This window comes from Pseudomonas ulcerans, assembly GCF_036324125.1.
In the GTDB taxonomy this organism is placed as follows: Bacteria; Pseudomonadota; Gammaproteobacteria; order Pseudomonadales; family Pseudomonadaceae; genus Aquipseudomonas; species Aquipseudomonas ulcerans.
Genome location: NZ_JAZDQN010000002.1, coordinates 49,164 through 74,962, shown reverse-complemented (window position 1 = coordinate 74,962; position 25,799 = coordinate 49,164). Strand labels below are relative to the sequence as shown.

The 25,799-nt window shown below is 65.6% G+C and carries 27 protein-coding genes; 10 read left to right on the top strand and 17 right to left on the bottom strand.

What is annotated here, in order from left to right:
* Positions 1 to 16 precede the first annotated feature (16 nt).
* Genes V0R59_RS02300 through V0R59_RS02290 form a run of 3 tightly spaced genes read right to left on the bottom strand, consistent with a single transcriptional unit; the run spans position 17 to position 3,645 of the window.
* Positions 17 to 1,162, bottom strand: a complete 1,146-nt coding sequence (locus V0R59_RS02300; RefSeq protein WP_330073255.1) for an SGNH/GDSL hydrolase family protein — start codon at positions 1,160 to 1,162, stop codon at positions 17 to 19.
* A gap of 1 nt (position 1,163) precedes the next feature.
* Positions 1,164 to 2,279: an SGNH/GDSL hydrolase family protein gene (locus tag V0R59_RS02295; protein ID WP_330073256.1), complete on the bottom strand. Its 1,116-nt coding sequence runs from the start codon at positions 2,277 to 2,279 to the stop codon at positions 1,164 to 1,166.
* Positions 2,266 to 3,645, bottom strand: coding sequence for an MBOAT family O-acyltransferase (locus V0R59_RS02290; RefSeq protein ID WP_330073257.1), 1,380 nt, complete (start codon positions 3,643 to 3,645; stop codon positions 2,266 to 2,268). The genes V0R59_RS02295 and V0R59_RS02290 overlap by 14 nt, the downstream gene beginning before the upstream one ends.
* A gap of 186 nt (positions 3,646 to 3,831) precedes the next feature.
* Between V0R59_RS02290 and V0R59_RS02285 the strand changes: the two genes are divergently transcribed.
* From V0R59_RS02285 to V0R59_RS02270, 4 genes are all read left to right on the top strand, one after another.
* A complete protein-coding gene (locus V0R59_RS02285; protein ID WP_330073258.1) occupies positions 3,832 to 4,074 on the top strand; it encodes an exodeoxyribonuclease VII small subunit in 243 nt (80 codons plus the stop codon).
* Positions 4,071 to 4,958, top strand: coding sequence for a (2E,6E)-farnesyl diphosphate synthase (gene ispA / locus V0R59_RS02280; protein ID WP_330073259.1), 888 nt, complete (start codon positions 4,071 to 4,073; stop codon positions 4,956 to 4,958). The genes V0R59_RS02285 and ispA overlap by 4 nt, the downstream gene beginning before the upstream one ends.
* Positions 4,959 to 5,143: 185 nt before the next feature.
* Positions 5,144 to 7,042 (top strand): 1-deoxy-D-xylulose-5-phosphate synthase, encoded by a 1,899-nt coding sequence (gene dxs, locus V0R59_RS02275; protein WP_330073260.1) that lies wholly within the window; start codon positions 5,144 to 5,146, stop codon positions 7,040 to 7,042.
* Positions 7,043 to 7,128: 86 nt separating this feature from the next.
* A complete protein-coding gene (locus V0R59_RS02270) occupies positions 7,129 to 8,991 on the top strand; it encodes a TonB-dependent receptor domain-containing protein (protein WP_330073261.1) in 1,863 nt (620 codons plus the stop codon).
* Here V0R59_RS02270 and V0R59_RS02265 read toward each other — a convergent pair.
* The 13 genes from V0R59_RS02265 to ltrA all read right to left on the bottom strand — a co-directional run bounded on the left by V0R59_RS02265 (position 8,969) and on the right by ltrA (position 19,434).
* Positions 8,969 to 9,775, bottom strand: a complete 807-nt coding sequence (locus V0R59_RS02265; protein ID WP_330073262.1) for a cobalamin-binding protein — start codon at positions 9,773 to 9,775, stop codon at positions 8,969 to 8,971. The two genes, V0R59_RS02270 and V0R59_RS02265, sit on opposite strands and share 23 nt — an antisense overlap.
* The gene (locus V0R59_RS02260; RefSeq protein ID WP_330073263.1) at positions 9,775 to 10,194 is read right to left on the bottom strand and encodes an MFS transporter; all 420 of its coding nucleotides are present in this window, start codon (positions 10,192 to 10,194) and stop codon (positions 9,775 to 9,777) included. Before V0R59_RS02260 ends, V0R59_RS02265 begins: the two co-directional genes overlap by 1 nt.
* Entirely contained in the window at positions 10,191 to 10,808 is a 618-nt protein-coding gene (gene ribA / locus V0R59_RS02255) for a GTP cyclohydrolase II (RefSeq protein ID WP_330073264.1), read from the bottom strand. The genes V0R59_RS02260 and ribA overlap by 4 nt, the downstream gene beginning before the upstream one ends.
* Before the next feature lie 115 nt (positions 10,809 to 10,923).
* Positions 10,924 to 11,667, bottom strand: coding sequence for a substrate-binding periplasmic protein (locus tag V0R59_RS02250; protein WP_330073265.1), 744 nt, complete (start codon positions 11,665 to 11,667; stop codon positions 10,924 to 10,926).
* A 13-nt stretch (positions 11,668 to 11,680) separates the two neighbouring features.
* Positions 11,681 to 12,184, bottom strand: coding sequence for a phosphatidylglycerophosphatase A family protein (locus V0R59_RS02245; protein WP_330073266.1), 504 nt, complete (start codon positions 12,182 to 12,184; stop codon positions 11,681 to 11,683).
* The gene (gene thiL, locus V0R59_RS02240) at positions 12,181 to 13,146 is read right to left on the bottom strand and encodes a thiamine-phosphate kinase (RefSeq protein WP_330073267.1); all 966 of its coding nucleotides are present in this window, start codon (positions 13,144 to 13,146) and stop codon (positions 12,181 to 12,183) included. Before thiL ends, V0R59_RS02245 begins: the two co-directional genes overlap by 4 nt.
* Before the next feature lie 18 nt (positions 13,147 to 13,164).
* Positions 13,165 to 13,665 carry a transcription antitermination factor NusB gene (gene nusB, locus V0R59_RS02235; protein WP_330073268.1) on the bottom strand — a complete coding sequence of 167 codons (501 nt, stop codon included), beginning with the start codon at positions 13,663 to 13,665 and terminating at the stop codon, positions 13,165 to 13,167.
* The gene (gene ribH, locus V0R59_RS02230) at positions 13,662 to 14,138 is read right to left on the bottom strand and encodes a 6,7-dimethyl-8-ribityllumazine synthase (protein WP_009397441.1); all 477 of its coding nucleotides are present in this window, start codon (positions 14,136 to 14,138) and stop codon (positions 13,662 to 13,664) included. The genes nusB and ribH overlap by 4 nt, the downstream gene beginning before the upstream one ends.
* Positions 14,139 to 14,228: 90 nt before the next feature.
* Positions 14,229 to 15,320 carry a bifunctional 3,4-dihydroxy-2-butanone-4-phosphate synthase/GTP cyclohydrolase II gene (ribBA, locus tag V0R59_RS02225; protein WP_330073269.1) on the bottom strand — a complete coding sequence of 364 codons (1,092 nt, stop codon included), beginning with the start codon at positions 15,318 to 15,320 and terminating at the stop codon, positions 14,229 to 14,231.
* A 19-nt stretch (positions 15,321 to 15,339) separates the two neighbouring features.
* Entirely contained in the window at positions 15,340 to 16,005 is a 666-nt protein-coding gene (locus V0R59_RS02220) for a riboflavin synthase (protein ID WP_330073270.1), read from the bottom strand.
* 29 nt (positions 16,006 to 16,034) lie between these two features.
* Positions 16,035 to 17,165 (bottom strand): bifunctional diaminohydroxyphosphoribosylaminopyrimidine deaminase/5-amino-6-(5-phosphoribosylamino)uracil reductase RibD, encoded by a 1,131-nt coding sequence (gene ribD / locus V0R59_RS02215; protein WP_330073271.1) that lies wholly within the window; start codon positions 17,163 to 17,165, stop codon positions 16,035 to 16,037.
* A 2-nt stretch (positions 17,166 to 17,167) separates the two neighbouring features.
* On the bottom strand, positions 17,168 to 17,632 hold the full coding sequence (gene nrdR / locus V0R59_RS02210) for a transcriptional regulator NrdR (protein WP_330073272.1): 465 nt from the start codon (positions 17,630 to 17,632) through the stop codon (positions 17,168 to 17,170).
* Positions 17,633 to 17,724: 92 nt separating this feature from the next.
* Positions 17,725 to 19,434 (bottom strand): group II intron reverse transcriptase/maturase, encoded by a 1,710-nt coding sequence (ltrA, locus tag V0R59_RS02205; RefSeq protein ID WP_060546301.1) that lies wholly within the window; start codon positions 19,432 to 19,434, stop codon positions 17,725 to 17,727.
* 1,157 nt (positions 19,435 to 20,591) lie between these two features.
* On the opposite strand from ltrA, the gene V0R59_RS02200 reads away from it, so the two are divergent.
* The 3 genes from V0R59_RS02200 to trxA are packed head-to-tail and all read left to right on the top strand — an operon-like array spanning position 20,592 to position 22,605.
* The gene (locus V0R59_RS02200) at positions 20,592 to 21,041 is read left to right on the top strand and encodes a YbaY family lipoprotein (RefSeq protein WP_330073273.1); all 450 of its coding nucleotides are present in this window, start codon (positions 20,592 to 20,594) and stop codon (positions 21,039 to 21,041) included.
* On the top strand, positions 21,042 to 21,701 hold the full coding sequence (locus V0R59_RS02195; protein ID WP_330073274.1) for a class I SAM-dependent methyltransferase: 660 nt from the start codon (positions 21,042 to 21,044) through the stop codon (positions 21,699 to 21,701).
* A gap of 31 nt (positions 21,702 to 21,732) precedes the next feature.
* On the top strand, positions 21,733 to 22,605 hold the full coding sequence (trxA, locus tag V0R59_RS02190) for a thioredoxin (protein WP_330073275.1): 873 nt from the start codon (positions 21,733 to 21,735) through the stop codon (positions 22,603 to 22,605).
* A gap of 99 nt (positions 22,606 to 22,704) precedes the next feature.
* Here trxA and V0R59_RS02185 read toward each other — a convergent pair whose 3' ends face one another.
* Positions 22,705 to 23,052 carry a hypothetical protein gene (locus tag V0R59_RS02185; protein WP_330073276.1) on the bottom strand — a complete coding sequence of 116 codons (348 nt, stop codon included), beginning with the start codon at positions 23,050 to 23,052 and terminating at the stop codon, positions 22,705 to 22,707.
* A gap of 132 nt (positions 23,053 to 23,184) precedes the next feature.
* Between V0R59_RS02185 and V0R59_RS02180 the strand changes: the two genes are divergently transcribed.
* From V0R59_RS02180 to V0R59_RS02170, 3 genes are read left to right on the top strand one after another with little or no spacing between them, the layout of a single operon-like run.
* Positions 23,185 to 23,760 carry a DUF2796 domain-containing protein gene (locus V0R59_RS02180; RefSeq protein WP_330073277.1) on the top strand — a complete coding sequence of 192 codons (576 nt, stop codon included), beginning with the start codon at positions 23,185 to 23,187 and terminating at the stop codon, positions 23,758 to 23,760.
* 46 nt (positions 23,761 to 23,806) lie between these two features.
* Complete coding sequence (locus V0R59_RS02175) at positions 23,807 to 24,526, top strand: ABC transporter ATP-binding protein (RefSeq protein ID WP_330073278.1); 720 nt, start codon at positions 23,807 to 23,809, stop codon at positions 24,524 to 24,526.
* Positions 24,526 to 25,791: an ABC transporter permease gene (locus tag V0R59_RS02170; protein ID WP_330073279.1), complete on the top strand. Its 1,266-nt coding sequence runs from the start codon at positions 24,526 to 24,528 to the stop codon at positions 25,789 to 25,791. The genes V0R59_RS02175 and V0R59_RS02170 overlap by 1 nt, the downstream gene beginning before the upstream one ends.
* Positions 25,792 to 25,799: the final 8 nt, after the last annotated feature.

Here is a 25,799-nt window from a genome sequence, read left to right as displayed (position 1 = left end):
GCAAGCTCAATAGGGTCTAACGCAGCCCCAGTTGCTTCTTCAAGAACCCGTACAACCCACCCGCACTCCTGCGATACCCCTCCGCCGTCAGGTGAATCAGATCTCCCTGGGCCAGCCCGCCCGTCTGCCACTGCTCGATCGAGCACGGCCCGCCCATGAACCCCTGCCAATCCCAGAACAGCGCGCCGTTCGCCTTCGCCACCTCGCGCTGCGCGTCGACGATATCCGTCAACACCGCCGGCACCCGCGCCGCGCAGCCCTGGGCATGGCGTTGCCTGATCGAATCCGGCGGCCCGGCCAGGACGATCACCGCCCGTGGCAGTTGGCGACGCAGGCCAGCCACGATACGCCCCAGGTGCTCGCGGTACAGCGCCAGGTCAAAACCCGGGTCGAATGCTTCGTTGGTGCCGTAGGCAAGGATCAGCAGGTCCGGCCGCAACGACTTCAAGGTCTCCTGCCAGCCCGCCTGCCACTTGTCCGTCACCGTCAGTTGCGCGCCGTTGATGCCCAGCGCAGACAGGGTCACCCCGGCATTCTTCTGGCCCTGGACAAACCAGCCACCCAGCGCCAGCCCTTGCCCGCCCTCCACCGTCAGTTCCAGCGGCAACCGCACATTGTTCAGCAGCGGACTGAAGCGCCACTGCCCGGCGGTAGCGGCCAGCAGCAGGCGGCGATCCGGATTCTGTCCGTCGCGGGCATCCAGGCTGGCGTTCTGCTGCGTCTGGTACAGCGCGGACACCCGATAGCGCTGCTCGTCCGCCTGGCGCGCCTCGATGCGCACGCCAGCCTTCTCCACCTGTGGCAACGCCAGGTAACCCCCGAGCGGGAACTGCCCGCTCTGCTGGTTGCGCGCCGACACCAGCTTCCACTGCGCCTCGGCCGCCTTGAGCAGCACCTGCTCGTAGCGCGTGCCCGGCACCGGTGCAGCCGTGACCAGGCCGATGCCACCGTCGCCATAGTCCTTCTGCAACAGCCGGCGCAGCTCGCCGGTGAACAGGTCCGCAGCGGTATGCGAGTCGCCCAGCTGAACCACATTCACCGGCGCCCGCGCCGCCGTGCGCAGCTTGCTGGCGAGCAGGCCGAGGTTGCCGTCGCGGCTCTGCGCCTGGGCGCCGTCCGCCAGCAACAGGCCAAGGATCAACAAGAAAAACCATCGACGCATCTCAATGCCCCGTCACGGTAGGGCCGGGAAAGGCGATCAAGGCCAACACCTGGTTGGCGATCAGCTTCTGCCCGGGAATGGTGAAATGGATGCCATCGTCGGCCCGGGTGCGCAGTTGCCCGCCCTGGCCGTTCTGAACGGTAGAAGAAAACTCGTCGGCCTTGTAGCCGAGCACGACGTTGGCCGACACGTAGTGCTGGCCATGTTGCTGCGCCTGCTGGCGATACAGCTCGCTGAGGTAGGTCATGGCCGTCGACAGCCGCGGTTGCTGCATGTTCGGCGGGCCGACCCAGATCACCTGCACCCCGCGCTCGCGGGCCGGGTCGAGGATGGCGTCGATGCGCTGGCGGTAGCTCAGCTCCCAGGCCGGGGTCTTGAAACGCAGGAACGGCTTGCCCTTGCCTTGCGGCATGTCCCAGGGATCGTTGGGGCCGAGGAACACCACCATCAGGCGGATCCGCGGATGCTCGCGCAGGGTCCTGGCCACGGTCCGCGGCCAGTCGAAGAAGCCCGGGTAGGACAGCCCCGTGCTCTGCCGGCTGAGATTGACGCTGCGGATGCCATGGCGCTTGAGCAGGGTGTTGGACAGGTGCGGCGCCACACCCTGCATCATCGAGTCGCCGACCAGGAAGACTTCGTCATTGGCATTCAGGGTGACCCGCGGCGAATAGGCGACGGGCGGCGGCGGGACCGGGGCCGGTTTGGCCACCGGGACTGGTGCAGGCTTCGGCGTCGGCTTGGGCGCAACGGGCCTGGCCGCCGGGACATCGAGCCTGACCGTCACCACCGGGATGTTCGGCGGCAACTCCACCACCGGCGCTACCACGGGGGGCTGGGGCATGGGCGGCGGGGTTTCGATGCGCTGCGCGGTCAGGCTGTCGAAGAAACGCTCCCGCGCGTCGACAAAAGCCTGGTTGAGGTTCCCGCCCAGGCGCCAGGCCGCACTTTCGCCGAGCAGCGGCAACTCGCAGCGCTGGTGGTATTTCTGCTGGCAGTACAGGGCCAGGGACTGCTGGTTCAGCCAGGCCAGCAGCACGCCGACCACCAGCAGCGCATACACCACACGCGCCGCGCCCAGCTGGCTGCGCAACAGCTGATGGTTGTCAGAAGCCGGCATAGATGAACCCCGGTACGCCGGACGGCGCGGCGAAGATGACCAGGGCCAGGAACAGCGCCAACGGTAATGGGTAGAACGGCCAGGGCAGCCGCGTACTGGCGGCGAAGCCGGCACGCAGCAAGGCCAGGGCCTGTGGATAGATCAGCAGGAGCACCGCGCAGGCCAGCACCAGCAGGCCGCTGTCGCCGAACAGATCGGTGGCGGACAGCCCCGCGAACATGTCGAGCGCGCCTTCCAGGCTGGTGCTGCGGAAGAACACCCAGGCGAAGGCCACGTAGTGGAAGGTCAGCACCCGCCCCAACCAGGCCGGCAGCGGCCAGCGCAGCCGGGCATACAGCTTGTACAGCCCCAGGCCCACGCCATGCAGCGCGCCCCAGGCGAGGAAATTCACGCTGGCACCATGCCAGAGCCCGGACACCAGCATCGCCAGCAGCATGTTCAGCATCGCCCGCCAGGGGCCATGGCGATTGCCGCCCAGCGGGATGTACACGTAGTCGCGGATGAAGGTGGACAGGCTGATATGCCAGCGCATCCAGAATTCACGCAGGTTGCGCGCCACGTAGGGCGCATCGAAGTTGGCCGGCAGGCGATAGCCCAGCAGCAAGGCGATGCCGGTGACGAGGTGGGTGTAGCCGCTGAAATTGAAATAGATCTGCAGGGTGTAGCCGTACACCGCCAGGAGGATCTGCTCCGGGCCGAAGTTGCCCGGCGTCTCGAACACCGGGTCGACCCACTCGCTGGCCAGCCAGCCGCTGAGCAGGAACACCTTGACCAGCGCCAGGGCGATCAGTCCCAGCGCGCGCTGTGGCTCCAGCACCTGGCGCAGCCCTTGGCCGCGGATCTGCGGCAGCAGGTGGGTAGCGCGGTTGACCGGGCCGGCGATCAGGCTGGGGAAGAACGCCAGGTACAGGGCCAGGTCCAGCGGCGGCACCGGCGCCAGCTCGCCGCGATTGATCGACACCACGTAGCTGACCGAATGGAAGGCATAGAAGGAAAAGCCGATCGGCACCAGCACCTGCAACACCGGCAGGGACACCGTCAGCCCCAGACCGGCCAGCGCCGCCTGGGCACCACCGACCAGCAGTTCCTGGTACTTGAAGAAGTAGAAGCCGCCCAGCACCAGAACCAGCAGCGCCAGGTAGCTGAACCACCGCCCGGGGTAGCGCGCCGCGAGCAAGCCGAGCCCGTGCACCGCCAGGGTGTAGCCGAACAACACGAACAGGGCGAAGGGACTGAAGCTTGCCGCCAGCCCGTAGCTGCCGGCCAGCAGCAGGATGTTCTGCAGCCGGGGGCTCCAGCACAGGCTCCAGTACAGGACGAAGAACAGCAGGAAGCACAGCGCGGATTCGATCGAGAGAAGGCTCACAACGTGGTCCATCACGCAAAGGCGGATAAGAATGCTCTGGACGCTGAGCGGGCGCGATTATGGCAGAGAGCCATGAACCCCCACAACGCAGCCCCGGAATGCGACCATCGAGACCTTCGCTGATTTGCCCCGGATGCCCTGCTCTGCTAGTGTCGCGCCGTTCCGACCGCCACCGAGACAGACGCCATGGCCCGAAAAAAAGCCGCCATCGATTTCGAGCAATCCCTCGCCGACCTGCAAGCCCTGGTCGAGCGCCTGGAGAACGGCGAGCTGTCGCTGGAAGACTCGCTGACCGCCTTCGAGCAAGGCATCCGCCTGACCCGTGACTGCCAGGGCGCCCTGACCCAGGCCGAGCAGAAGGTGCAGATCCTCCTGGAGCGTGACGGCGAACTGGCCGCCGAGCCGTTCGACGCGGACCCCGATCAATGATCGGCGCCTACCAGGCCCAGTGCCAGGCGCGGGTCGACGCCGCGCTGGAACCGCTGTTCCAGGCGCCTTCGGTGGAGCTCACCCGCCTTTACGAAGCCATGCGCTACAGCGTGATGAACGGCGGCAAGCGCGTACGTCCACTGCTCGCCTACGCGGCCTGCGAGGCGCTGGGCGGCAAGGCCGAACAGGCCAATGGCGCGGCCTGTGCGGTGGAGCTGATCCACGCCTATTCCCTGGTGCACGACGACCTGCCGGCGATGGACGACGACGACCTGCGTCGCGGCCAGCCGACCACCCACAAGGCCTTCGACGAAGCCTGCGCGATCCTTGCCGGTGACGGCCTGCAGAGCCTGGCCTTCGACGCCCTGCTCGACCCGCGCCTGAGTGCGCAAAGCGACGCCACGCGCCTGGCCATGGTGCGCACCCTGGCCAAGGCCGCAGGCCCGGCCGGCATGGTCGGCGGCCAGGCCATCGACCTCGGTTCGGTGGGCCTCAAGCTCGACCAGGCTGCCCTGGAATTCATGCACCGGCACAAGACCGGCGCACTGATCGAAGCCAGCGTGCGCCTGGGCGCCCTGGCCAGCGAGCGCGCCGGCGAAGCAGAACTCGACGCCCTGCAGCAGTACGCCCAGGCGATCGGCCTGGCGTTCCAGGTGCAGGACGACATCCTCGACGTGGAAAGCGACACCGCGACCCTGGGCAAGCGCCAGGGCGCCGATATCGCCCGCGACAAGCCCACCTACCCGGCTCTGCTGGGCCTCGACGCGGCCAAGGCCTACGCCCTGGAACTGCGCGACCAGGCCATCGAGGCCGTGCGGCCGTTTGACGCAGCCGCCGAACCGCTGCGGGCGCTGGCCCGGTACATCGTCGAACGACGCAATTAAAAGCGCCGCGAATCCTGTAGGAGCGGGTTCACCCGCGATTGCGATGGTGAATCCACTACCGTCATCGCGGGTGAACCCGCTCCTACAGGGTCCGCGGTGCTTGCCCGGCCTTCGGCCTGCTGAATGGGCAGTCTCTCCCCAATGGGGTAAACTGCCGCGTCTTCAAACCTATAACGACTCGCCTGATGCCCACGACGTTTCAAGAGATCCCCCGCGAACGCCCGGTCACGCCGCTGCTCGACCGTGCCGATACGCCAGCCGGCCTGCGTCGTCTGGCCGAAGCCGACCTGGAGAACCTGGCTGACGAACTGCGCCAGGAACTGCTCTACACCGTCGGCCAGACCGGCGGGCACTTCGGTGCCGGCCTGGGCGTCATCGAGCTGACGATCGCCCTGCACTACGTCTTCGACACCCCGGACGACCGTCTGGTGTGGGACGTCGGGCACCAGGCCTATCCGCACAAGATCCTCACCGGTCGCCGCCAGCGCATGGACACCCTGCGCCAGAAGGACGGCATCGCCGCCTTCCCGCGGCGCAGCGAGAGCGAATACGACACCTTCGGCGTCGGTCACTCCAGCACCTCGATCAGCGCTGCGCTGGGCATGGCCATCGCCGCCCGCCTGCGCAACGAGGCGCGCAAGTCCATCGCGGTGATCGGCGACGGCGCCCTGACCGCGGGCATGGCCTTCGAGGCGTTGAACCACGCCCAGGAAGTCAACGCCGACATGCTGGTGATCCTCAACGACAACGACATGTCGATCTCGCGCAACGTCGGCGGCCTGTCCAACTACCTGGCCAAGATCCTCTCCAGCCGCACCTACGCGAGCATGCGCGAGGGCAGCAAGAAAGTCCTGTCGCGCCTGCCCGGCGCCTGGGAAATCGCCCGCCGCACCGAGGAATACGCCAAGGGCATGCTGGTCCCCGGCACCCTGTTCGAGGAACTGGGCTGGAACTACATCGGCCCCATCGACGGCCACGACCTGCCGACCCTGATCGCCACCCTGCGCAACATGCGCGACCTCAAGGGCCCGCAGTTCCTGCACGTGGTGACCAAGAAGGGCAAGGGCTTCGCCCCGGCCGAGGTCGACCCGATCGGCTACCACGCGATCACCAAGCTGGAGCCGGTGGACAAGCCTGCCGCCGCGCCGAAGAAGGCCGGCGGGCCGAAGTACTCCGCGGTGTTCGGCCAGTGGCTGTGCGACATGGCTGCCGCCGACCCGCGCCTGGTGGGCATCACCCCGGCGATGAAGGAAGGCTCCGACCTGGTGGCCTTCAGCGAACGTTATCCACAGCGCTACTTCGACGTGGCGATCGCCGAGCAGCACGCGGTGACCCTGGCCGCCGGCATGGCCTGCGAGGGCTCCAAGCCGGTGGTGGCGATCTACTCGACCTTCCTCCAGCGCGCCTACGACCAGTTGATCCATGACGTCGCGGTGCAGAACCTCGACGTGCTGTTCGCCATCGACCGCGCCGGTCTGGTGGGCGAAGACGGCCCGACCCATGCCGGCAGCTTCGACCTCTCCTACCTGCGCTGCATCCCCGGCATGCTGGTGATGACCCCGAGCGACGAGAACGAACTGCGCCGCATGCTCAGCACCGGCCATCTGTACGACGGCCCGGCGGCGGTGCGCTACCCGCGCGGCAGCGGCCCGAACGCAAGCATCGAGAACACCCTGGAACCGCTGGAAATCGGCAAGGGCGTGGTGCGTCGCCAGGGCAGCAAGGTCGCCCTGCTGGTGTTCGGCGTGCAACTGGCCGAAGCGCTGAAGGTCGCCGAGACCCTCGACGCCACCGTGGTCGACATGCGCTTCGTCAAGCCGCTGGACGAAGCCCTGGTGCTGGAACTGGCCGGCAGCCACGAACTGCTGGTGACCATCGAAGAGAACGCCATCATGGGCGGTGCCGGGGCGGCGGTGAGCGAGTTCCTGGCTCGCGAGGCCGTGCTCAAGCCGGTGCTGCACCTGGGCCTGCCGGATATCTATGTCGAGCACGCAAAGCCTGCGCAGATGCTGGCCGAGTGCGGGCTGGACGAGGCCGGCATCGAGGCTTCGGTGCGCCAGCGCATGGAATTGCTGGGCCTGTAAGGGCCTCATCGCGGGTAAACCCGCTCCCACAAGGTTTTGCCGCCCCTGTGGGAGCGGGTTTACCCGCGATTTCGACGGAACGGCCAATGAAGATCCTCCGCCTTGCTCCATTTCTGCTCTCTCTCCCGACACCTCTGCTCGCCGCCCCCATCGACCGCGACACCGCCCTCAAGCTCCCCGACGTAGTCATCAGCGCCAACCGCCAGGTCGAGGACCGCAACCAGTCCAGCGCCGCCACCACGGTCTTCACCCGCGACGATATCGAGCGCCTGCAACCGGGCAACGTCACCGACCTGCTGACCCGCGTACCCGGCGTGCAAGTGGCGCGCACCGGCGGCCGCGGCAGCCTGCCGGGGATCTTTGTCCGCGGCACCAAGGCTGCGCAGACCCTGGTGCTGGTGGACGGCCAGCGCATCGCCAACACCTCGTCCGGCGACAGCGCCCTGCAGTACCTGGACGTGGAGCAGATCGAACGGGTGGAAGTGCTGCGCGGCTCGCGTTCGGCGATCTACGGCAGCGATGCCATGGGCGGGGTGATCCAGATCTTCACCCGGCGCGGCGCTGAACAGGGCCTGCAGGGTCGCCTGCGCCTGGCCGCCGGCAGCCAGCAGACCTTCCAGCGCAGCCTCGGCCTGTCCGGCGGCGACGGACGCACCCGCTTCAGCCTCGGCGCCAGCCTGGATGAAAGCGCGGGCATCGATGACACCCGCCAGTCCTTCCCCAGCGACAAGGACCACGACACCTATCGCAACCGCTCGCTGAGCCTGAGCCTGTCCCACCAGCTGAGCGATGACGTAGAGATGGGTATCAACGTGCTGGACAACCACGGCAAGCGGGAATTCGACAGCCCCTTCGGTTCGGAACTGAAGCCGTGGGATGAGTTTTCGCTGAGCAGCATCAGCGGCTATCTTGGCGCCCAGCTCAGCGATCAATGGCATTCGCGCCTGGAACTGGGCCACAGCGAAAACCGCGGGGAAACGCGCGACAAACTCGACCTCTCCAGCACCTTCACCACCTACCGCGACTCGCTCGCATGGCAGAACACGTTCGACCTCAACGATGCGCACAGCCTGCTGCTGGGCGGCGACGCCTGGGTCGATCGCCTGAACGCCGACGGCCTGTACGCCAATGCCAGGTTCGAAGAGGACAGTCGCTGGAACCGCGCCGTCCTTATCCAGCACCGGTTCCAGGGCGAGCACTTCTCCACCGAGCTGGGCCTGCGTCGCGACCGCAACCAGCAGTTTGGCGGGCAGAACACCTGGAGCGGCAGCCTGACCGTGCCGCTGAATGTGGATAACGACCTGCTGCTGTCCTACAGCGAAGGCTTCCGTGCGCCAACGTTCAACGATCTCTATTACCCGGCCTTCGGCAATCCGGATCTCAAGCCGGAACACTCGAAGAGCTACGAGCTTCAATGGCGCAGCCAGCTGGGTGACAGCAGCCGCCTGGAAACCTCGCTCTATCGCACCGACTTGCGGGATGCCATCGCCTTTGCCGTGGACGCGCCGTACAACGTCGACAAGGCACGCATCATCGGTTTCGAAACCACGCTGAAACAGGACTGGTTCGGCTGGCAGAGCCAATTGGGAGTGGCGCTGCTCGATCCTCGCGACCAGGGCAGCGGCCATACGCTGGAGCGCCGCGCACGCCGTACCCTGAGCCTGGATCTGGACCGGCAGTTCGATCGCCTGGGTGTCGGTGCTTCATGGCAGGCGGTGAGCAGCAGCTACGCCGACGTCGACAATCAGCGCCAACTGGGCGGCTATGGTCTGGTCGGCGCCCGCGCCAGCTGGGCCCTCACCCCTGAGATCCGCCTCGACCTGAAAGCCGACAACCTGCTGAACAAGGACTACAGCCGCTCCCAGTATTCCTACGCAGGCAGCTTCCATGGCTACCGCGAAGAAGGCCGCACCTGGATGCTCGCCATCAACTGGACGCCGGAACTGTAGCCAGCGCCTCGCATAACTTCGCGGTGGCCTCGATCATCTGCCCGCTGGGCCGCTCCAGGCCTTTGTCCGGCACCACCAGCAAACGGCGGTCGCGCACCGCGCTGACCGCCGGCCAGCGCGCCCAGGCCTCCAGTTGCGCCTGGGCACCCGCCACGATCACCTGCGGATCACGCAGCAGCACGCTTTCGACACTGACCTGCGGCGCCGGCAGCTTCAGGTCGTCGAACAGGTTGCGCGCGCCACAGGCCTTCAATGCATCGCTGATGATCTGCCCGCCGCCGACGGTGTACAGCGGCTTGTCCCACACCTGGTAGAACACCCGCAACGGCTGCTCACGGTGATAGCGCTGGCGCAGCTCGTCCAGTCGCGCGCGCAGCTCGGCGGCATGCTGTCGCGCGGCGTCGGCACGGCCAAGCCGCTCACCAATGCTGGCGATCTGCGCGACCAGGCTGTCGAGGTCATGGGGTTCGGCGTTGTACAGCGGGATGCCGAGGCGCTGCAGTTGCGCACGCTGGGCCGGCGGTACGCTGGCGGGCCAGAGCAGGATCAGGTCGGGTTTCAGGCTGAGCAGGCGCTCCAGGTCGATCTGGCCGTAGCGCCCCACAGAAGGCACCTGGGCCAGCGCCGGCGGCCGCTCGCCGGCATCGAGCACGCCCACCAGCAGATCGCCCGCTTGCAGCTCGACCACGATTTCCGTCAACGAAGGCGCCAGGCTGACCACCCGCGGCGCCGCCGCCAGTGAGCCGGCGACGGCCAGCAGCACCAGCAGGAGCAACCCGCGCATCAAGCCAGCTGACGAGGGATGCGATAGAGGTAGAGGATCACCACGCTGGAGATCGCCAGGAGAATCTGCGGCACCGCCTCCAGCCCGACGAACACCGACAGCGCGGCGACCCAGGCCGGCAGGCAGGCGAACAACATGCCCAGGCGGCGCACCCGCGCCAGCTCGATCCAGGCTGCTGGCTCGGCATCACTGTCGAGGGCCTTGCCGGTGGCGATCAGGGCGTGCTTGTACGCACCGAAGCGCGGGAGGGTGAGGAACATCGAGGCCACGCCGGCGATGAACATCGGCATGGCCAGGACGGGAATGACCGGCTCACCGCCGCCGAAAGCCCAGGAAAACACCAGCAAGGGCGCCAGCGCCACGGCCAGGTACTGCCACCAGGCGAGGGTCAGGCGTGCGCGAACCTGGCTGCGGGTCACGCCCGGCCGGCCTCGCCCTGGTGCTCGTTGCCCATCATGTGGCCGAGCTTGCCGGCCTTGGTGGCCAGGTAGTGCTTGTTGTGCGGGTTGTGCCCGGTGTGCAGCGGCACGCGCTCGGCGACGACGATGCCCATGTCGGTCAGTGCCTTGACCTTGCGCGGGTTGTTGGTCATCAGGCGCAGTGCGCTGACGCCCAGGTGCTCCAGCATCGGCCGGCACATGGCGTAGTCACGCTGGTCGGCGGCAAAGCCCAGGCGTTCGTTGGCCTCGACCGTGTCGGCACCGCCATCCTGCAGCTCGTAGGCGCGGATCTTGTTCAGCAGGCCAATGCCACGGCCTTCCTGGCGCAGGTAGAGCAGAACGCCACGCCCCTCCCGGGCGATGGCTTGCAGGGCGGCTTCGAGCTGCGAACCACAATCGCACCGCTGGCTGAACAGGGCGTCGCCCGTCAGGCACTCGGAATGCAGGCGACCCAGCACCGGCTGGCCATCGGCAACGTCGCCGAGGCTGAGCACGACATGCTCGCGGCCGGTGGCTTCATCGAGAAAACCGTGCATGGTGAAAGTCGCGAAAGGAGTAGGCAGCTTGGAAGCAGCAACGAAAACGACGGGCACCTTGTGCTCCTGATATGCATGAAAATTGACGTGGGCCGATTGTAACAGCAGCGTGCAGGCGCTGCTTATGCTGAATTTGCGGGGAAAAAGATCGAAAAGTTCGATCTTGGTCGCCCTACTTGCCGGCCGGATTGAACGGATACGGCTGCTTCCAGCGTTCGAAAATCGGCTTCAGCGCGCCACTCGGCACCAGTTCGTCCATGCGCTTGTCGAACAGATCGCGCAATGCCTTGCCCTGCGGTGTGTTGCCGAACGCCAGGTACAACGGCAGTTCAGCGACATGGGTACTCCGGAACAGCTCCGGATGATCGGCCTGGGCGTGGACGTACTTCACTTCGGTCAGGGCGTCGATATAGAAGTCCACCCGTTCGCGCTCCAGCATCGGCAAGATGCCGTCGCGGCGCTGTACCTCGCGGTAGTAACCAACATTCGGCAGGTAGTTCTGGTAGTCGTAGCCACGCACCCAGGACAGGCGGAACTGGCCGATGCTGTCCTTGGTCGGCAGCGGCTTGCTGGCCAGGCCCAAGGCGTAGATATGATCGGAGTCGAAGTTCCAGCGCGGATAGAGGTTGTCGGAATTCTCCTCGTGGTAGGAACCGACCCAGGCATCCGCCTCGCCGCGCTTCACCAGGCCGATGGCTCGGGTATAGGGCGCGCTGAGCACCCGCACCTTGACCCCGGCCGGCTCGAAGACCTTGCGCAGTACGTCCCAGGCTACACCGGTACCGTCGGCGTTGGTGTAGTCCAGCCAGTTCTCACTGGCCAGGCGGACCTCCGACGGCAAGCCTTCGGCCCGAGCGATTCCCAGCATCCCAGCCAGCATGGCCACCAACAGCAGCCATTGTCGCCACTTGCGCATGACGCGACTCCCTTTAGATCAGACTCCATACCAGCACTTGCATGGCCAGCCAGGCGAATACGCCGGCCAGCACGTCATCGAGCATGATGCCCACCCCGCCATGCACATGCCGGTCGACCCAGCGGATCGGCCATGGCTTGAGAATGTCGAAGAAGCGGAACATCAGGAACCCGGCGAGCAACCACAACCAGCCCTCGGGCACCAGCCAGAGGGTGATCCACATGCCGACCATCTCGTCCCAGACGATGCCTTCGTGGTCATGCACGCCGAGGTCGTTGGCGACCTTGCCGCACAGCCAGAAGCCGAACAGCATGGTCAGCCCGAGCATCAGCCAGTAGCCCCAGTCGGGCAGCATCTGCCACAGCGGCACGAACGGCAGGGCCACCAGCGAGCCCCAGGTACCCGGGGCCTTTGGCAGGGTGCCGGAGCCGAAGCCGAAGGCGAGAAAGTGCCAGGGGTTGCGCCAGACCGAAGGCGGAACGTTTTCCGCTGGCACCTGGTTGGGGTGGTCGGTCACGGTGTCTCCCTGAAATGTTGATAGCCGCGCACGGCGGGGGTGATGTCATGGCCAGCCGCGTCGTGCAGGCTGACGCCACTGCCCGCCTCGACCCGGCCGACCACCTGCACCGGCCAGCCGGCGGCGCGCAGGCCATCCAGTTCGGCGGGCGGCAGGGTGAAGGCGATGACGTAGTCGTCGCCGCCCGCCAGCGCTGCCTGGCGCGCTGCGTCCAGGCCAAGGAAGGCGGTCAGCGCCGCACCCAGCGGCAAGCGTTCCAGCTCCAGGCGCAAGGCCACGGCGGACGCCCTGGCGATATGCCCGCAGTCGGCCAGCAGACCATCGGAAATATCCAGCGCCGCCGTGGCCTTGCCGCGCAGGGCCTGGCCCAACGCAATCTGTGGCGGCGGCGACCAATAGTGGGACAGCAGCGGCGCGGCCAGGGTTGCATCCGCTTCACGCTCGCCCAGCACCAGCGGCAAGGCGCCGGCGGCATTGCCCAGCTCACCACCGACACAGACCAGGTCGCCCGGCCGCGCGCCACCACGGGTCAGCGCCTGCCCGACGGGCACGCGACCGAACACGGTCATGGTCAGGCTCAGCGGGCCACGGGTGGTATCGCCGCCAATCAGGCTCAGGCCGCACTGGCGGGCCATCTGGCTCAGGCCGCGGGCATAGTCGCGCAACCAGTCCGGATCGGTATCGGCGAGGGTCAGGGCAAGGGTGAAGGCAAGGGGCGTGGCGCCCATGGCGGCCAGGTCGCTGGCCGCTACCGCCAGCGAACGCTGGCCGAGCAGGAAAGGATCGCTGATGGCGGGGAAATGCACCCCGGCCACCAGCGTATCGGTGGAGATCGCCAACTGCTCGCCGGGTGTCGGCGCCAGCAGCGCGCAATCGTCACCGATGCCGAGGGCGATGCCTTCGCCGCCCTGCGCACAAGGCGCGGCGGCGAAGAACTGGCGGATCAGCTCGAACTCACCCATGGACAGGCAGCGCCGCGATCAGCGCTTGTGCGCCTTCACTTCGGCTTCGCGAAGCACGGGTGCGAGCTTGTCGAGAACACCGTTGACGAACTTGTGGCCGTCGGTGGCACCGAAGACCTTGGCCAGCTCGATGCCCTCGTTGATCACCACGCGATACGGCACGTCGACACGGACCAGCAGCTCCCAGGCCGACAGGCGCAGGACGGACAGCTCGACCGGGTCGAGCTCTTCCAGGGCCAGCTCCAGGCACGGCTTGAGGGCGTTGTCGATCTCGGTCTTCTTCGCCGGGACCCCGTGGAGGATCTCGCGGAAGTAGGCGCCGTCGATATCGCTGAAATCGTTGTCGACCCGGAACTGCGCTTCGATCTCGTTCAGCGAATGCTGAGCCATGTGCCATTGATACAGGGCCTGGGTCGCGAGCTTGCGGGCTTCGCGACGCTTGGCGCTCTTCGATGGCTTGCCCGCATCGACGGGTTTCGGATCGCGCGGGTTGAAACGATCGCTTTCGTCGCTAATCACTTGGCCTCCAACTGCGCCAGCAGGCTGACCATTTCCAGGGCGGACAAGGCGGCTTCGGCGCCCTTGTTGCCGGCCTTGGTGCCGGAACGCTCGATGGCCTGTTCGATCGAATCGACGGTCAGGACACCGAAGGCCACCGGAATGCCGAACTCCATGGACACCTGGGCCAGGCCCTTGGTGCACTCGCCCGCAACGTATTCGAAGTGTGGGGTACCGCCACGAATCACCGCGCCCAGGGCGATGATCGCGGAGTATTCACCCTGTTGGGCGACCTTCTGCGTGACCAGCGGAATTTCGAACGCGCCAGGCGCACGGATGATGGTGATGTCGCTTTCGCTCACGCCATGACGAACCAGGGCGTCAACGGCACCGCTCACCAGGCTTTCGACGACGAAGCTGTTGAAGCGGCCAACCACCAAAGCATAGCGACCTTTGGGGGCAATGAAGGTACCTTCGATGGTCTTCAGGGACATTGCGGGATTCTCATCTTAAAGAGCCAGGCCGCAAGAACGCGGCCTGTGGGAGTTTTGGTCACGAATGGACGGCGGTCAAACACCGTCGGGTCATTCGGAGGGCACGTATTCTACAACTTCCAGATCGAATCCGGATATCGCGTTGAACTTCATCGGCGAACTCATCAGGCGCATCTTGCGCACGCCGAGGTCACGAAGGATCTGCGAACCGGCACCGACGGTGCTGTAGGTGGTCGGTGCCTTGGTCGGCGCATCGCCCGCGCTTTCGCGGATGTGCGCCAGCAGCACGTCGCCGTCCAGCGGGTGACCGAGGAGCAGGACCACGCCGCTGCCGGCGTCGGCCACCGCGCTCATCGCCGCGCGCAGGCTCCAGCGGCCCGGTTGCTTGACCAGCAGCAGGTCGCGCAGCGGGTCCATGTTGTGCACGCGCACCAGGGTCGGCTCTTCGGCGCAGATCTTGCCGAGGGTCAGGGCCATGTGCACGTCGCCTTCCACCGAGTCGCGGTAGGTGACCAGGTTGAAGTGGCCCAGCTCGCTGTCCAGCGGCTGTTCGGCGATGCGCTGGATGGTGCGCTCGTGGATCATGCGGTAGTGGATCAGGTCGGCGATGGTGCCGATCTTGATGCCGTGCTCGGCGGCGAACACTTCCAGCTCGGCGCGACGGGACATGGTGCCGTCGTCGTTCATCACTTCGCAGATCACCCCGCTCGGCTCGAAGCCGGCCATGCGCGCCAGGTCGCAGGCCGCCTCGGTGTGGCCGGCACGGGCCAGGGTACCGCCGGGCTGGGCCATCAGCGGGAAGATGTGGCCGGGGCTGACGATATCGTCGGCCTTGGCGTCCTTGGCCGCAGCAGCCTGCACGGTGCGGGCGCGGTCGGCGGCGGAGATGCCGGTGGTGACGCCTTCGGCGGCCTCGATCGACACGGTGAACTTGGTGCCGAAGCCGGAACCGTTGCGCGGCGCCATCAGCGGCAGCTTCAGGGTCTCGCAGCGCTCGCGGGTCATCGGCATGCAGATCAGGCCGCGGGCGTGCTTGGCCATGAAGTTGATGTGCTCGGCCTGGCAGCACTCGGCCGCCATGATGATGTCGCCTTCGTTCTCGCGGTCTTCGTCATCCATCAGGATGACCATTTTGCCCTGGCGGATGTCTTCGACCAGTTCTTCGATGGTGTTGAGCGCCACGCGGCACCCCCTTCTCAATTCAGGATTTCAGGTAGCCGTTGGCGGCCAGGAAGCTTTCGGTGATGCCGCTGCCTTTGCTCGGCTCGGCGGCCTTGTCGCCCAGAAGCAGGCGCTCCAGGTAACGGGCCAGCAGGTCGACCTCAAGGTTGATCCGACGCCCGGGGCGGTAGTCGGCCATGATGGTTTCGGCCAGGGTGTGCGGGACGATGGTCAGCTCGAATTCGGCGCCATCGACGTCATTGACCGTCAGGCTGGTGCCGTCGACGGTGATCGAGCCCTTGTGGGCGATGTACTTGGCCAGTTCTTTCGGCGCGCGCACGCGGAACTGGATGGCACGGGCGTTATCGGCACGGGAGACGATCTCGCCGACGCCGTCGACGTGGCCGCTGACCAGGTGGCCGCCCAGGCGGGTGGTCGGGGTCAGGGCCTTTTCCAGGTTGACCCGGCTGCCGCTCTTCAGGTCGGAGAAGGCCGTGCAGTCCAGGGTTTCCCGGCTGACGTCGGCCCAGAAGCCATCGCCCGGCAGTTCCACGGCGGTCAGGCAGACGCCGTTGACCGCGATGCTGTCGCCCAGCTTGACGTCGCCCAGGTCGAGCTTGCCGGTTTCGACATGCACGCGAACGTCGCCGCCTTTGGGGGTGATGCTGCGGATGCTGCCGATGGATTCGATGATGCCGGTGAACATGGGGGTGCTCCTCGAGAACAAGCCGCGAATTATACGCCTGGCGCGGGCGCGGGGATTGCGGTGACTCGCCAGTCATCGCCAACCGCGCGCATTTCGGTGATTTTCAGGACCGGCGCCTCGCTCATCCGCGCCAACGGCCAGTCCAGCAGCGGACGGGCGGTGGAGCCGAGGAACTTGCCGGCGATGAACAGCTGGTATTCGTCCACCAGGCCGAGCCGGGCGAAGGCGCCCGCGAGACCAGGGCCGGCTTCCACCAGTACTTCGTTGATGTCGCGACGGGCCAGCTCGGCCAGCAGCTGGCGCAGGTCGACCCGACCGTCTGCGCCCGGGATGCTGAGCAGGGTGTGGCCGGCGGCGGCATAGCGCGGATCGTCAGCGGCGGCGGTGACCACCAGGGCCGGACCGGCCTGGAAAAACGGCGCGTCCAGCGGCAGGCGCAGGCGGCCATCGATCAGCAGGCGCAGTGGCGGGCGGGCCAGGGCCAATGCCGTGGTCTCGGGCTCCAGGCCCAGCTCTTCGCCGCGCACGGTCATCCGCGCGTTGTCGGCGAGCACGCTGGCGGCGCTGGTCAGGACCACGCTGGAGCGGGCGCGCAGGCGCTGTACCGCGGAGCGCGCGGCCGGGCCGGTAATCCACTGGCTTTCGCCGCTGGCCATGGCGGTGCGCCCATCAAGGCTCATCGCCAGCTTGACCCGCACGAATGGCAGGCCGTGCTCCATGCGTTTCAGGAACCCGGGATTGAGCGCCCGGGCCTCGGTCTCGAGCACGCCGCTGGCAACTTCGATACCGGCCTCGGCCAGGCGCTTGAGGCCATTGCCGGCGACCTGCGGGTTAGGGTCCTGCATCGCCGCGACCACCCGCCCGACCCCGGCCTTGACCAGCGCATCGGCGCAGGGCGGCGTGCGCCCGTGATGGCTGCAGGGTTCCAGGGTGACGTAGGCGCAGGCGCCGCGGGCCAGCTCGCCGGCCTCGCGCAGGGCATGCACCTCGGCGTGGGGCTCGCCGGCGCGCACGTGCCAGCCTTCACCGACGATGCGCCCGTCACGCACGATGACGCAGCCCACCCGCGGGTTCGGGTGCGTGGAGTACAGGCCCTTGCGCGCCAGTTCCAGGGCGCGGGCCATGTAGTGGGCATCGAGCACGGCGCGTTCTGTGGACATGTTCACTCTTTGGCAGGCTCGCGGGCCAGGCGGTCGATCTCTTCGCGGAACTCGTCGAGGTCCTGGAAGCGCCGGTACACGGAGGCGAAACGGATATAGGCGACTTCGTCGAGCTTCTGCAGCTCGGCCATCACCAGTTCACCGACCACCAGCGACTTGACCTCGCGCTCGCCCTTGGCCCGCAGCTTGTGCTTGATATGCGCCAGCGCCGCTTCCAGGCGCTCGACGCTGACCGGGCGTTTTTCCAGGGCGCGCTGCATGCCGGCGCGCAGTTTCTCTTCGTCGAAGGGCTGACGGGTGCCGTCCTGCTTGATCAGGCGCGGGAGGACCAGTTCGGCGGTCTCGAAGGTGGTGAAACGCTCACCGCAGGCCACGCATTCGCGGCGACGGCGGACTTGCTCGCCTTCGGCGACCAGTCGCGAGTCGATGACTTTGGTGTCGTTGGCACCGCAGAAGGGACAGTGCATGGTGGCAGGCAACAAAAAAGGCGGGTGGGATCAGGCCATTGCTGGCCCAATCCCCCCTAAGAACCGTACGTGCACTTTTCAGCGCATACGGCTCAAGCCGTCATTAAGCCCCTGAGTGGGACCGGTTTATCCACGTGCAGACCACGACTGTGGAGCTGGTGGTGGCAGTTGGGGTGCAAGAGTACCCGATTACCGAGGGAGTCACTACCGCCCTGTGCGCGGAAGATGATGTGGTGGTCGTGCCACCCAGTTTCCTTGGTGATCGGTTGACTACACAGCAGACACAACCCTTTCTGGTTGGCGAACAGGCTGCCGATTTGTTTCCGGTACGTCAGCTTTTTCAGCATCCGGTCCATCCGCAGTTTTTCGCCAACGGCCTCCATGGTCGGGTCGTAGGGGTTGTAATCCCCCGGGACCTTTTTGTGTCGCTCGATCGGTGTATCCGCGAGGGAATACAGCCTGACCTCCCTTTTCTTACCGTTTTCCTCCAGTACCGTGGTGGCGAATACCCAGCTTTTCCCTGCGATTGTTTGGAAATACTTCTTCCGAATCCATTCGAGGGATTTGTTGGGGTGTCGCCTCTTAGCCCAACGCCAGAGTTTTACGAATACCCTGTGTTCCATCCAGCTGTAGATCTGCTTTGCTACCACAGGTTGATGGTATTGCGCCCAACCCCGCAACATTGGATTCAGCACTCGGATCAGATCCTCCTGCTTGCACGTCCTGCGGGAGTCGATTGCCGTCTTGATCTTGCCGTAGAACGCCTTGACGTTCTTCTTGCTTGGCTTGATCAGCATCGTTCCTTCGTATTTCCGGAAATTCCATCCGAGGAAGTCGAAACCTTCGTCGATATGGGAGATTCGCGTTTTCTTGAGGGACAGCTGCAGACCTCGCATTGCGAGGAACTGCTCCACCCAAGGTTTGACCTCGTTTTCGAGTACTTCCGGGGAGGCCCCGGTGATAACGAAGTCATCCGCGTATCGCACCACATTCACCTTCAGCTTTTTCGCCCTCGTCACTCCTAGGTGTTGCTTCAGGAGTGTTTCCAGACCATCAAGTGCCAGATTTGCCAGCGAGGGGGAGATGATTCCCCCCTGTGGCGTACCGGCGTCCGTAGCATGTAGCTGCCCCTTGTGAACAACTCCAGCTTTTAGCCATTGCCGGAGGATTCGCGAGTCCATAGGGACGTTCTCTAGCAGCCATTCGTGGTTGATATTGTCGAAGAATCCTTCGATATCCGCATCCAGCACCCATTGAGCCGAGGCTTTCTGGGACAGGCATACGAATAACTGCGCCATCGCGTCGGCCGTACAACGTTCGATCCTAAAGCCGTAGCTATTCGGGTCGCCTCGGGTTTCCGCGATGGGAGACAGGGCCAGCATGTACAACGCCTGCATGGCTCTGTCTGTCATGGTTGGGATGCCCAAAGGGCGCTCCCGACCATCCGACTTCGGGATGTAGACCCGCCGTAATGGCCGCGCCTTGTATCCCCGCACTTTCAGCAAACCAACCGCGTTCCATTTTGCGCTGGGTGTATCCCAGAGTTGCTTGTCGACTCCCGTCGTGCGGCTCCCCTGATTTTCCGTGACTCTCCGTACAGCCAAGTATCTGGCTGACTTTGAGCGAGTCAGCAGCCTTTGCAAGGCCTTGACCTTACGCCACCTACCTTCTCGACAAGCCTTCGCAATTCTCAACTGCATTTCCCGAACGTTCCGCTGTACACGCTGCCAATCGACGTCGTGCCACTGTTGCGGAGCGCTGGAAAGCGCAGACTCGTCGCATTGCTGCCTGAGCTCTAACATGCTGCTTTCCTCTCATTTGAATCCACCCATGCGAGAGGTACACATACGCCATCCCTGGAAGGGATGAGTGCACCCCGCCAGGCGGTAAAGGTTGGGTCATATTGCCGACCCAGTGTTAATGAGACAGTTGTCCTGTCAGTGTCATTGCGGCGGACGACCACGCAGAAGTCTGCCCGGTTTCCCGTGAGGTGATGTTCCAACCTCTATCCAGATTATTACCGTCTGGCGTTCGCTTTCTCTGCGATCCCATACCCGCACAGCCAACAGTGTCCCTTACGGTTCACCTGCCCATAAGGCAGCTATACGGGCTTACCACGTTCCCTGTCTGTCACACGACTGGGTTAGGGCCCGCCTTTTCACCGGTGGTCTATATGGCGACGTATCACTACTCCCTACAGGGATAACCGACCACGTACCTTTTGGTTGGAGCCTAACAGCTGCTTTGGCTCCTTCATGCTCACGGTGTTTATCAGCGGTTCACTTGAGTTACCCATACCAGCCAGCCTAGCGCCTCAACCCGGTACAGCTCCGAGTATCCGCAGACCTACCTCACAGTAAGACTGCACCCATATGGGGGCTACATTGTCGGGCGAGCTTCGCACACTACCGTTGCCAGTAATGCACGTCGCCCTAGGCTACCGTTGGTCGCACAACGAGTCCGCTACTACCCCATATTGGCGGCAGTTGGACAATGACAGACAGAGCTTTCGCTCATGTCTCCGAGGAAGGAAAAACGGGGACAACTCGTCAGAGTCGCTCGTTTCTAATTGTAACCTCCTGTTTCTATCGAGCAGGAGGCGACCCCTGCGGGGGTCAGCGCTCCCGCGAGGGTTGGGTTTAGTGGGCTCTCCAGAATCGGGGGTGCCGATCCTGTGGTCGTGCTTCCGAGAGCTAGAACGACCTTTGGGTTTTGCCGTCCGCCGCAGCGGTAAGTCCTTGAAGGCAATAGACTTCCGGGTTTGGTTTTGGTCCTTGGGGATGGATACCCAAGTATTCGATTTCCTTGCGGAAACCCCATCAAGCTGACCATACAGCTTGGTGGTGGAGACACGCTACGCGTGTCGCACAGGGAGGGCCATGGTAGCGCATCCGACTGGCAAGACAAGCCAAAGGGGTTACCATCCAGTGAGGAAATACGCCCCCCAAGGAAAATGATCATGTCGTTTCGAGCGCTTGCCGTGCTCGGTTTCGCCGCCCTGCTGGCCGCCTGCAGCAGCGAAGCCCCCAAACCCGTCCCGCCGCCGACGCCGGCAAAAACCGTGGCCAAGCACGTTCACGTCCCCACGCCGCTGCCCGCCCACCAGCGGGAACTGAGCGGCAGCTTCACCAATATTCCCCGTGGTGCCGAGGTGGAGGTCGCCCTGCTGGTGATCGACGAACGCGGCCGGCCACAGCGTCTGCTGGCCAGCGACACCTACGATGGCACTGGCCAGGCCTTGCCGTTCCAGCTGCGTTTCAATCCGGACGTGTTCCCCGCTGGGGGCCGGGTCGAGCTGCGCGCCCGCGCCAGCCAGTCCGGGCAACTGATCCTGCACCTCAAGCCGCTCAGCGTGACCCGCGCGGACACCCAGGCCCTCGGCCCGCTGCAACTGGAAAAGGCGCCGTAGATGGCGCCGGTCGAACTGCAAGCGGCACTGGGCGAGCTGCTCGGCGATGCGCGCCTGGTGGCCAGCGAACTGCCCGACTGCGCGCTGAAGCTGTGGCTGATCGACGCCGACAACATGGACCGCGCCTTCAGCCCCGAGGAAACCCGACGCATCCTCGACGAACCGCCGTACTGGAGCTTCTGCTGGGCCAGCGGCCTGGCCATGGCCCGCTACCTGGCCGAACGCCCGGAGTGGGTGGCCGGCAAGCGCGTGCTGGACTTCGGCGCCGGCTCCGGGATCGCCGGGATCGCGGCGGCGAAGGCCGGGGCGCTGGAGGTGGTGGCCTGCGACCTCGACCCGCTGGCGCTGCAGGCGAGCCGGGCCAATGCCGCACTGAACGGGGTCGAGCTGAACTACTCCAGCGACTTCTTCGCCGAGGACGACCGCTTCGACCTGATCCTGGTGGCCGACGTGCTCTACGATCGGGCCAACCTGCCGTTGCTGGACCAGTTCCTCAGCCGTGGCCAGCAGGCGCTGGTGGCCGACTCGCGGGTCCGCGATTTCCGCCATCCGCTGTACCGCCAGCTCGACACCCTGCACGCGCTGACCCTGCCGGACCTGGCCGAACCCCACGAGTTTCGCCAGGTGAGCCTGTACCACGCCAGTCGCGGGGCCTTATAGTGGCGCCATTCATGCGTTCGCGAGAGTCGAGATGAGTCAGGAATCGCCGTACATTTTCGATACCACCGTCGCCAACTTCGATCAGGTGGTGATCGCCAACTCGCACCACAAGCCGGTGCTGGTGGACTTCTGGGCCGACTGGTGCGCGCCGTGCAAGGCGCTGATGCCGATGCTGGCGAAGATCACCGAGGAGTACCAGGGCGAGCTTCTGCTGGCCAAGGTCAACTGCGATATCGAGCAGGACATCGTCGCCCGCTTCGGCATCCGCAGCCTGCCGACCGTGGTGCTGTTCAAGGACGGCCAGCCGGTGGACGGCTTCGCCGGAGCACAGCCGGAATCGGCGGTGCGCGCCATGCTCGAACCCCATGTTCAGAAGCCGGCGCCGGCGGCGGCCGATCCGCTGGAACTGGCCCAGGCGCTGTTCAACGACGGGCGCTACAGCGAGGCGGAAGCCACCCTCAAGGCGCTGCTGGGCGAGGACAACACCAATGCCGGTGCGCTGATCCTCTATGCCCGCTGCCTGGCGGAACGTGGCGAGCTGGGTGAAGCGCAGACCGTGCTCGACGCGGTGAAGAGCGACGAGCACAAGGCGGCGCTGGCCGGTGCCAAGGCGCAACTGACCTTCCTGGCGCAGGCGAAAGCCCTGCCGGAAGTGGCCGACCTGAAGACCCGCCTGGCGCAGAATGCCGAGGATGACGAGGCGGCGTACCAACTGACCATCCAGCAACTGTCGCGCCAGCAGTACGAGGCGGCGCTGGAAGGGTTGCTCAAGCTGTTCAAGCGCAACCGCGGTTATGAAGGCGGGCTGCCGCACAAGACCCTGCTGCAGGTGTTCGAGCTGCTGGGCAACGATCATCCGCTGGTGGGGACTTATCGGCGCAAGTTGTTCGCTGCGCTCTACTGATCCTGGAGATCCTGTGGGAGCGGGTTCACCGGAACGCCGGACCGCCGCGATTGGGTCATCGCGGGTGAACCCGCTCCTACAGGGTGCTTTGCCGAAGCCTCAGCCGACCCAGTGATACACCGGCGCATCCGCCCCGCTTTCCACCTTCACTTCACTGCTATGGCGCAAGCGCACCAGCAGTCGCTTGCCCGCCGCCGTACTCCCCGCCAGGCCCTCCAGCAGCCCCAGCAGTTCCGGCCCGTCCAGTTGCCCGGCGTTGCGCAGCAGGTCCCGCGCTGCCATCCATTGTGAATCGTCCGCCTGCGACCGAGAGGCCACAGGCGCCGCCGTACTTGCCGGCACCGCCCCCTGCTCCAGCAGGCGCCCCGCCAGACCGGCCAGTTCTTCCGGTTCCAGTTCGATGGTCAGGTCCACCGGCCACTCGCCGATGTGTCCGCGAATTCGCATGTTTCCACCCTCAAAAGCTCCAGGGCGCCCATGCTCCCACGCTGGATGAAACTCGCCAAGGGACGCTGGCAAGCAGCGTTGACTTTGTTATAACATTTCAAAATCTTTCCAAGCCCGCTCCGGAGTTTCGCCATGCGTCGCCTGTTGCTCGCCTTGCCCCTCGCCCTGTTGCCACTCGCCGTCATGGCCCATGACGACCACGATCATGATCACGACCACCAGCACGGCAGCCTCGGTGCCCACGAGCACGGCGTCGCCCACCTGAACGCCGTGCTCGACGGCAACACCCTGGAGCTGGAGCTGGAAAGCCCGGCGATGAACCTGGTGGGCTTCGAGCACGCCGCCCAGAGCGACGCCGACAAGGCCAAGGTCGCCGCCGTCCGCGCCCAGCTGGAGCAACCGCTGAAACTGTTCGGCCTGACTGCCGCAGCCGGCTGCAAGGAAAGCGACCAGGAACTGGAAAGCCCGCTGTTCGGCGACGCCCCGGCCAAGGACGACGACGATGGCGACGAGCACGAACACGGCCACAGCGATATCCACGCCCACTACCGCTTCGAGTGCGCCAAGCCGGACCAGTTGGCGAGCCTGGACCTGACCCCGCTGTTCAAGACCTATCCCTCGACCCAGAAAATCCAGCTACAACTGATCGGACCGAATGGCCAGAAAGGTGTCGAAGCGACACCGGCCAACGCCAAGATCACTTTCTAAGTCATCCATTGCAGTGAAGCGCCCGGGGTAACCCGGGCGTCGACATATGAGCCAGGCACTGATTGAACTGACCGACCTGGGCTTCGCCTGGCCGGGACACCCCCTTCTGCTGGACATCCCCACGCTGCGCCTCGACGCCGGCGAATCGCTGTTCCTCAAGGGCCCCAGCGGCAGCGGCAAGACCACCCTGCTGGGCCTGCTCGGCGGCGTGCAGAAGGCCAACAGCGGCAGCATCCGCCTGCTCGGCCAGGACCTCGGCGAGCTGAGCCAGAGCGCCCGCGACCGCTTCCGCGTCGACCACACCGGCTATATCTTCCAGCAGTTCAACCTGCTGCCGTTCCTCTCGGTGATCGAGAACGTCGAACTGCCCTGCCGCTTCTCGAAAGCCCGTGCCGCACGAGCCGCACAGCGCCACGGCAGCGTCGCCGAAGCGGCCACCCTGCTGCTCGCCCACCTCGGACTGAAAGACCCAGACCTGCTGGTTCGCCGCGCCGACAGCCTGTCCATCGGCCAGCAGCAACGGGTCGCCGCAGCCCGCGCGCTGATCGGCCAGCCGGAGCTGGTGATCGCCGACGAACCCACCTCGGCCCTCGATGCCGATACCCGCGAAGCCTTTATCCGCTTGCTGTTCAACGAATGTCGCGATGCCGGTTCCAGCCTGCTGTTCGTCAGCCATGACCAGAGCCTGGCTCCCCTGTTCGACCGCCAGCTGTCCCTTGCCGAACTCAACCGCGCGGCCCGCCCCGCCAGCGACACGGAGGTCTGATGTACCTGCTCCGCCTTGCCCTGGCCAGCCTGGCCAACCGCCGTTTCACCGCGTTCCTCACCGCCTTCGCTATTGCCCTCTCGGTGTGCCTGCTGCTGGCCGTCGAACGGGTGCGTACCGAGGCCCGCGCCAGCTTCGCCAGTACCATCAGCGGCACCGACCTGATCGTCGGCGCTCGCTCGGGCTCGGTGAACCTGCTGCTGTACTCGGTGTTCCGCATCGGCAACGCCACCAACAACATCCGCTGGGACAGCTTCGAGCACTACGCCAACGACCGCCGGGTAAAGTGGGCGATCCCGATCTCCCTCGGCGACTCGCACCGCGGCTACCGGGTGATGGGCACCACCGCGGCCTACTTCGAGCATTACCAGTACGGCCGCAAGCAGAACCTCGAACTGAGCACCGGCCGCGCCTTCGCCACCGATCCGTTCGAAGTGGTGCTCGGCGCCGAAGTGGCCGAAGCCCTGCACTACAAGCTCGGCGACAAGCTGGTGCTGGCCCATGGCGTGGCGGCCATCAGCCTGGTCAAGCACGACGACAAGCCGTTCACCGTGGTCGGCGTGCTCAAGCGCACCGGCACCCCGGTGGACCGCACCCTGCACATCAGCCTCGGCGGCATGGAAGCCATCCACGTCGACTGGCACAACGGCGTGCCGGCGCGCGGCGACGGGCGCATCAGCGCCGACCAGGCGCGCAACATGGACCTCACGCCGCAGGCCATCACCGCGTTCATGCTCGGTCTCAACAACAAGGTGGCGACCTTCGCCCTGCAGCGCGAGATCAACGAGTTCCGCGGCGAGCCGTTGCTGGCGATCCTGCCCGGCGTCGCGCTGCAGGAATTGTGGAGCCTGATGGGCACGGCGGAACAGGCGTTGTTCGTGGTCTCGCTGTTCGTGGTCCTGACCGGTCTGATCGGCATGCTCACGGCGATCCTCACCAGCCTCAACGAACGTCGCCGGGAAATGGCCATCCTGCGCTCGGTGGGCGCGCGCCCCTGGCATGTCGGCGGGCTGCTGGTGCTGGAGGCGTTTTCCCTGGCCGTGGCCGGGATCGCCGCGGGCCTCGGCCTGCTGTACGCGGGAATCGCCGTGGCCCAGGGTTACGTGCAGGCCAACTATGGGTTATACCTGCCGCTGGCCTTGCCGAGCAGCCACGAATGGACCTTGCTGGCGATCATCCTCGGCGCCGCGGTGCTGATGGGCAGCATCCCTGCGTGGCGGGCCTATCGACAGTCACTGGCCGATGGCCTGTCCATTCATCTCTGAGTATCCGT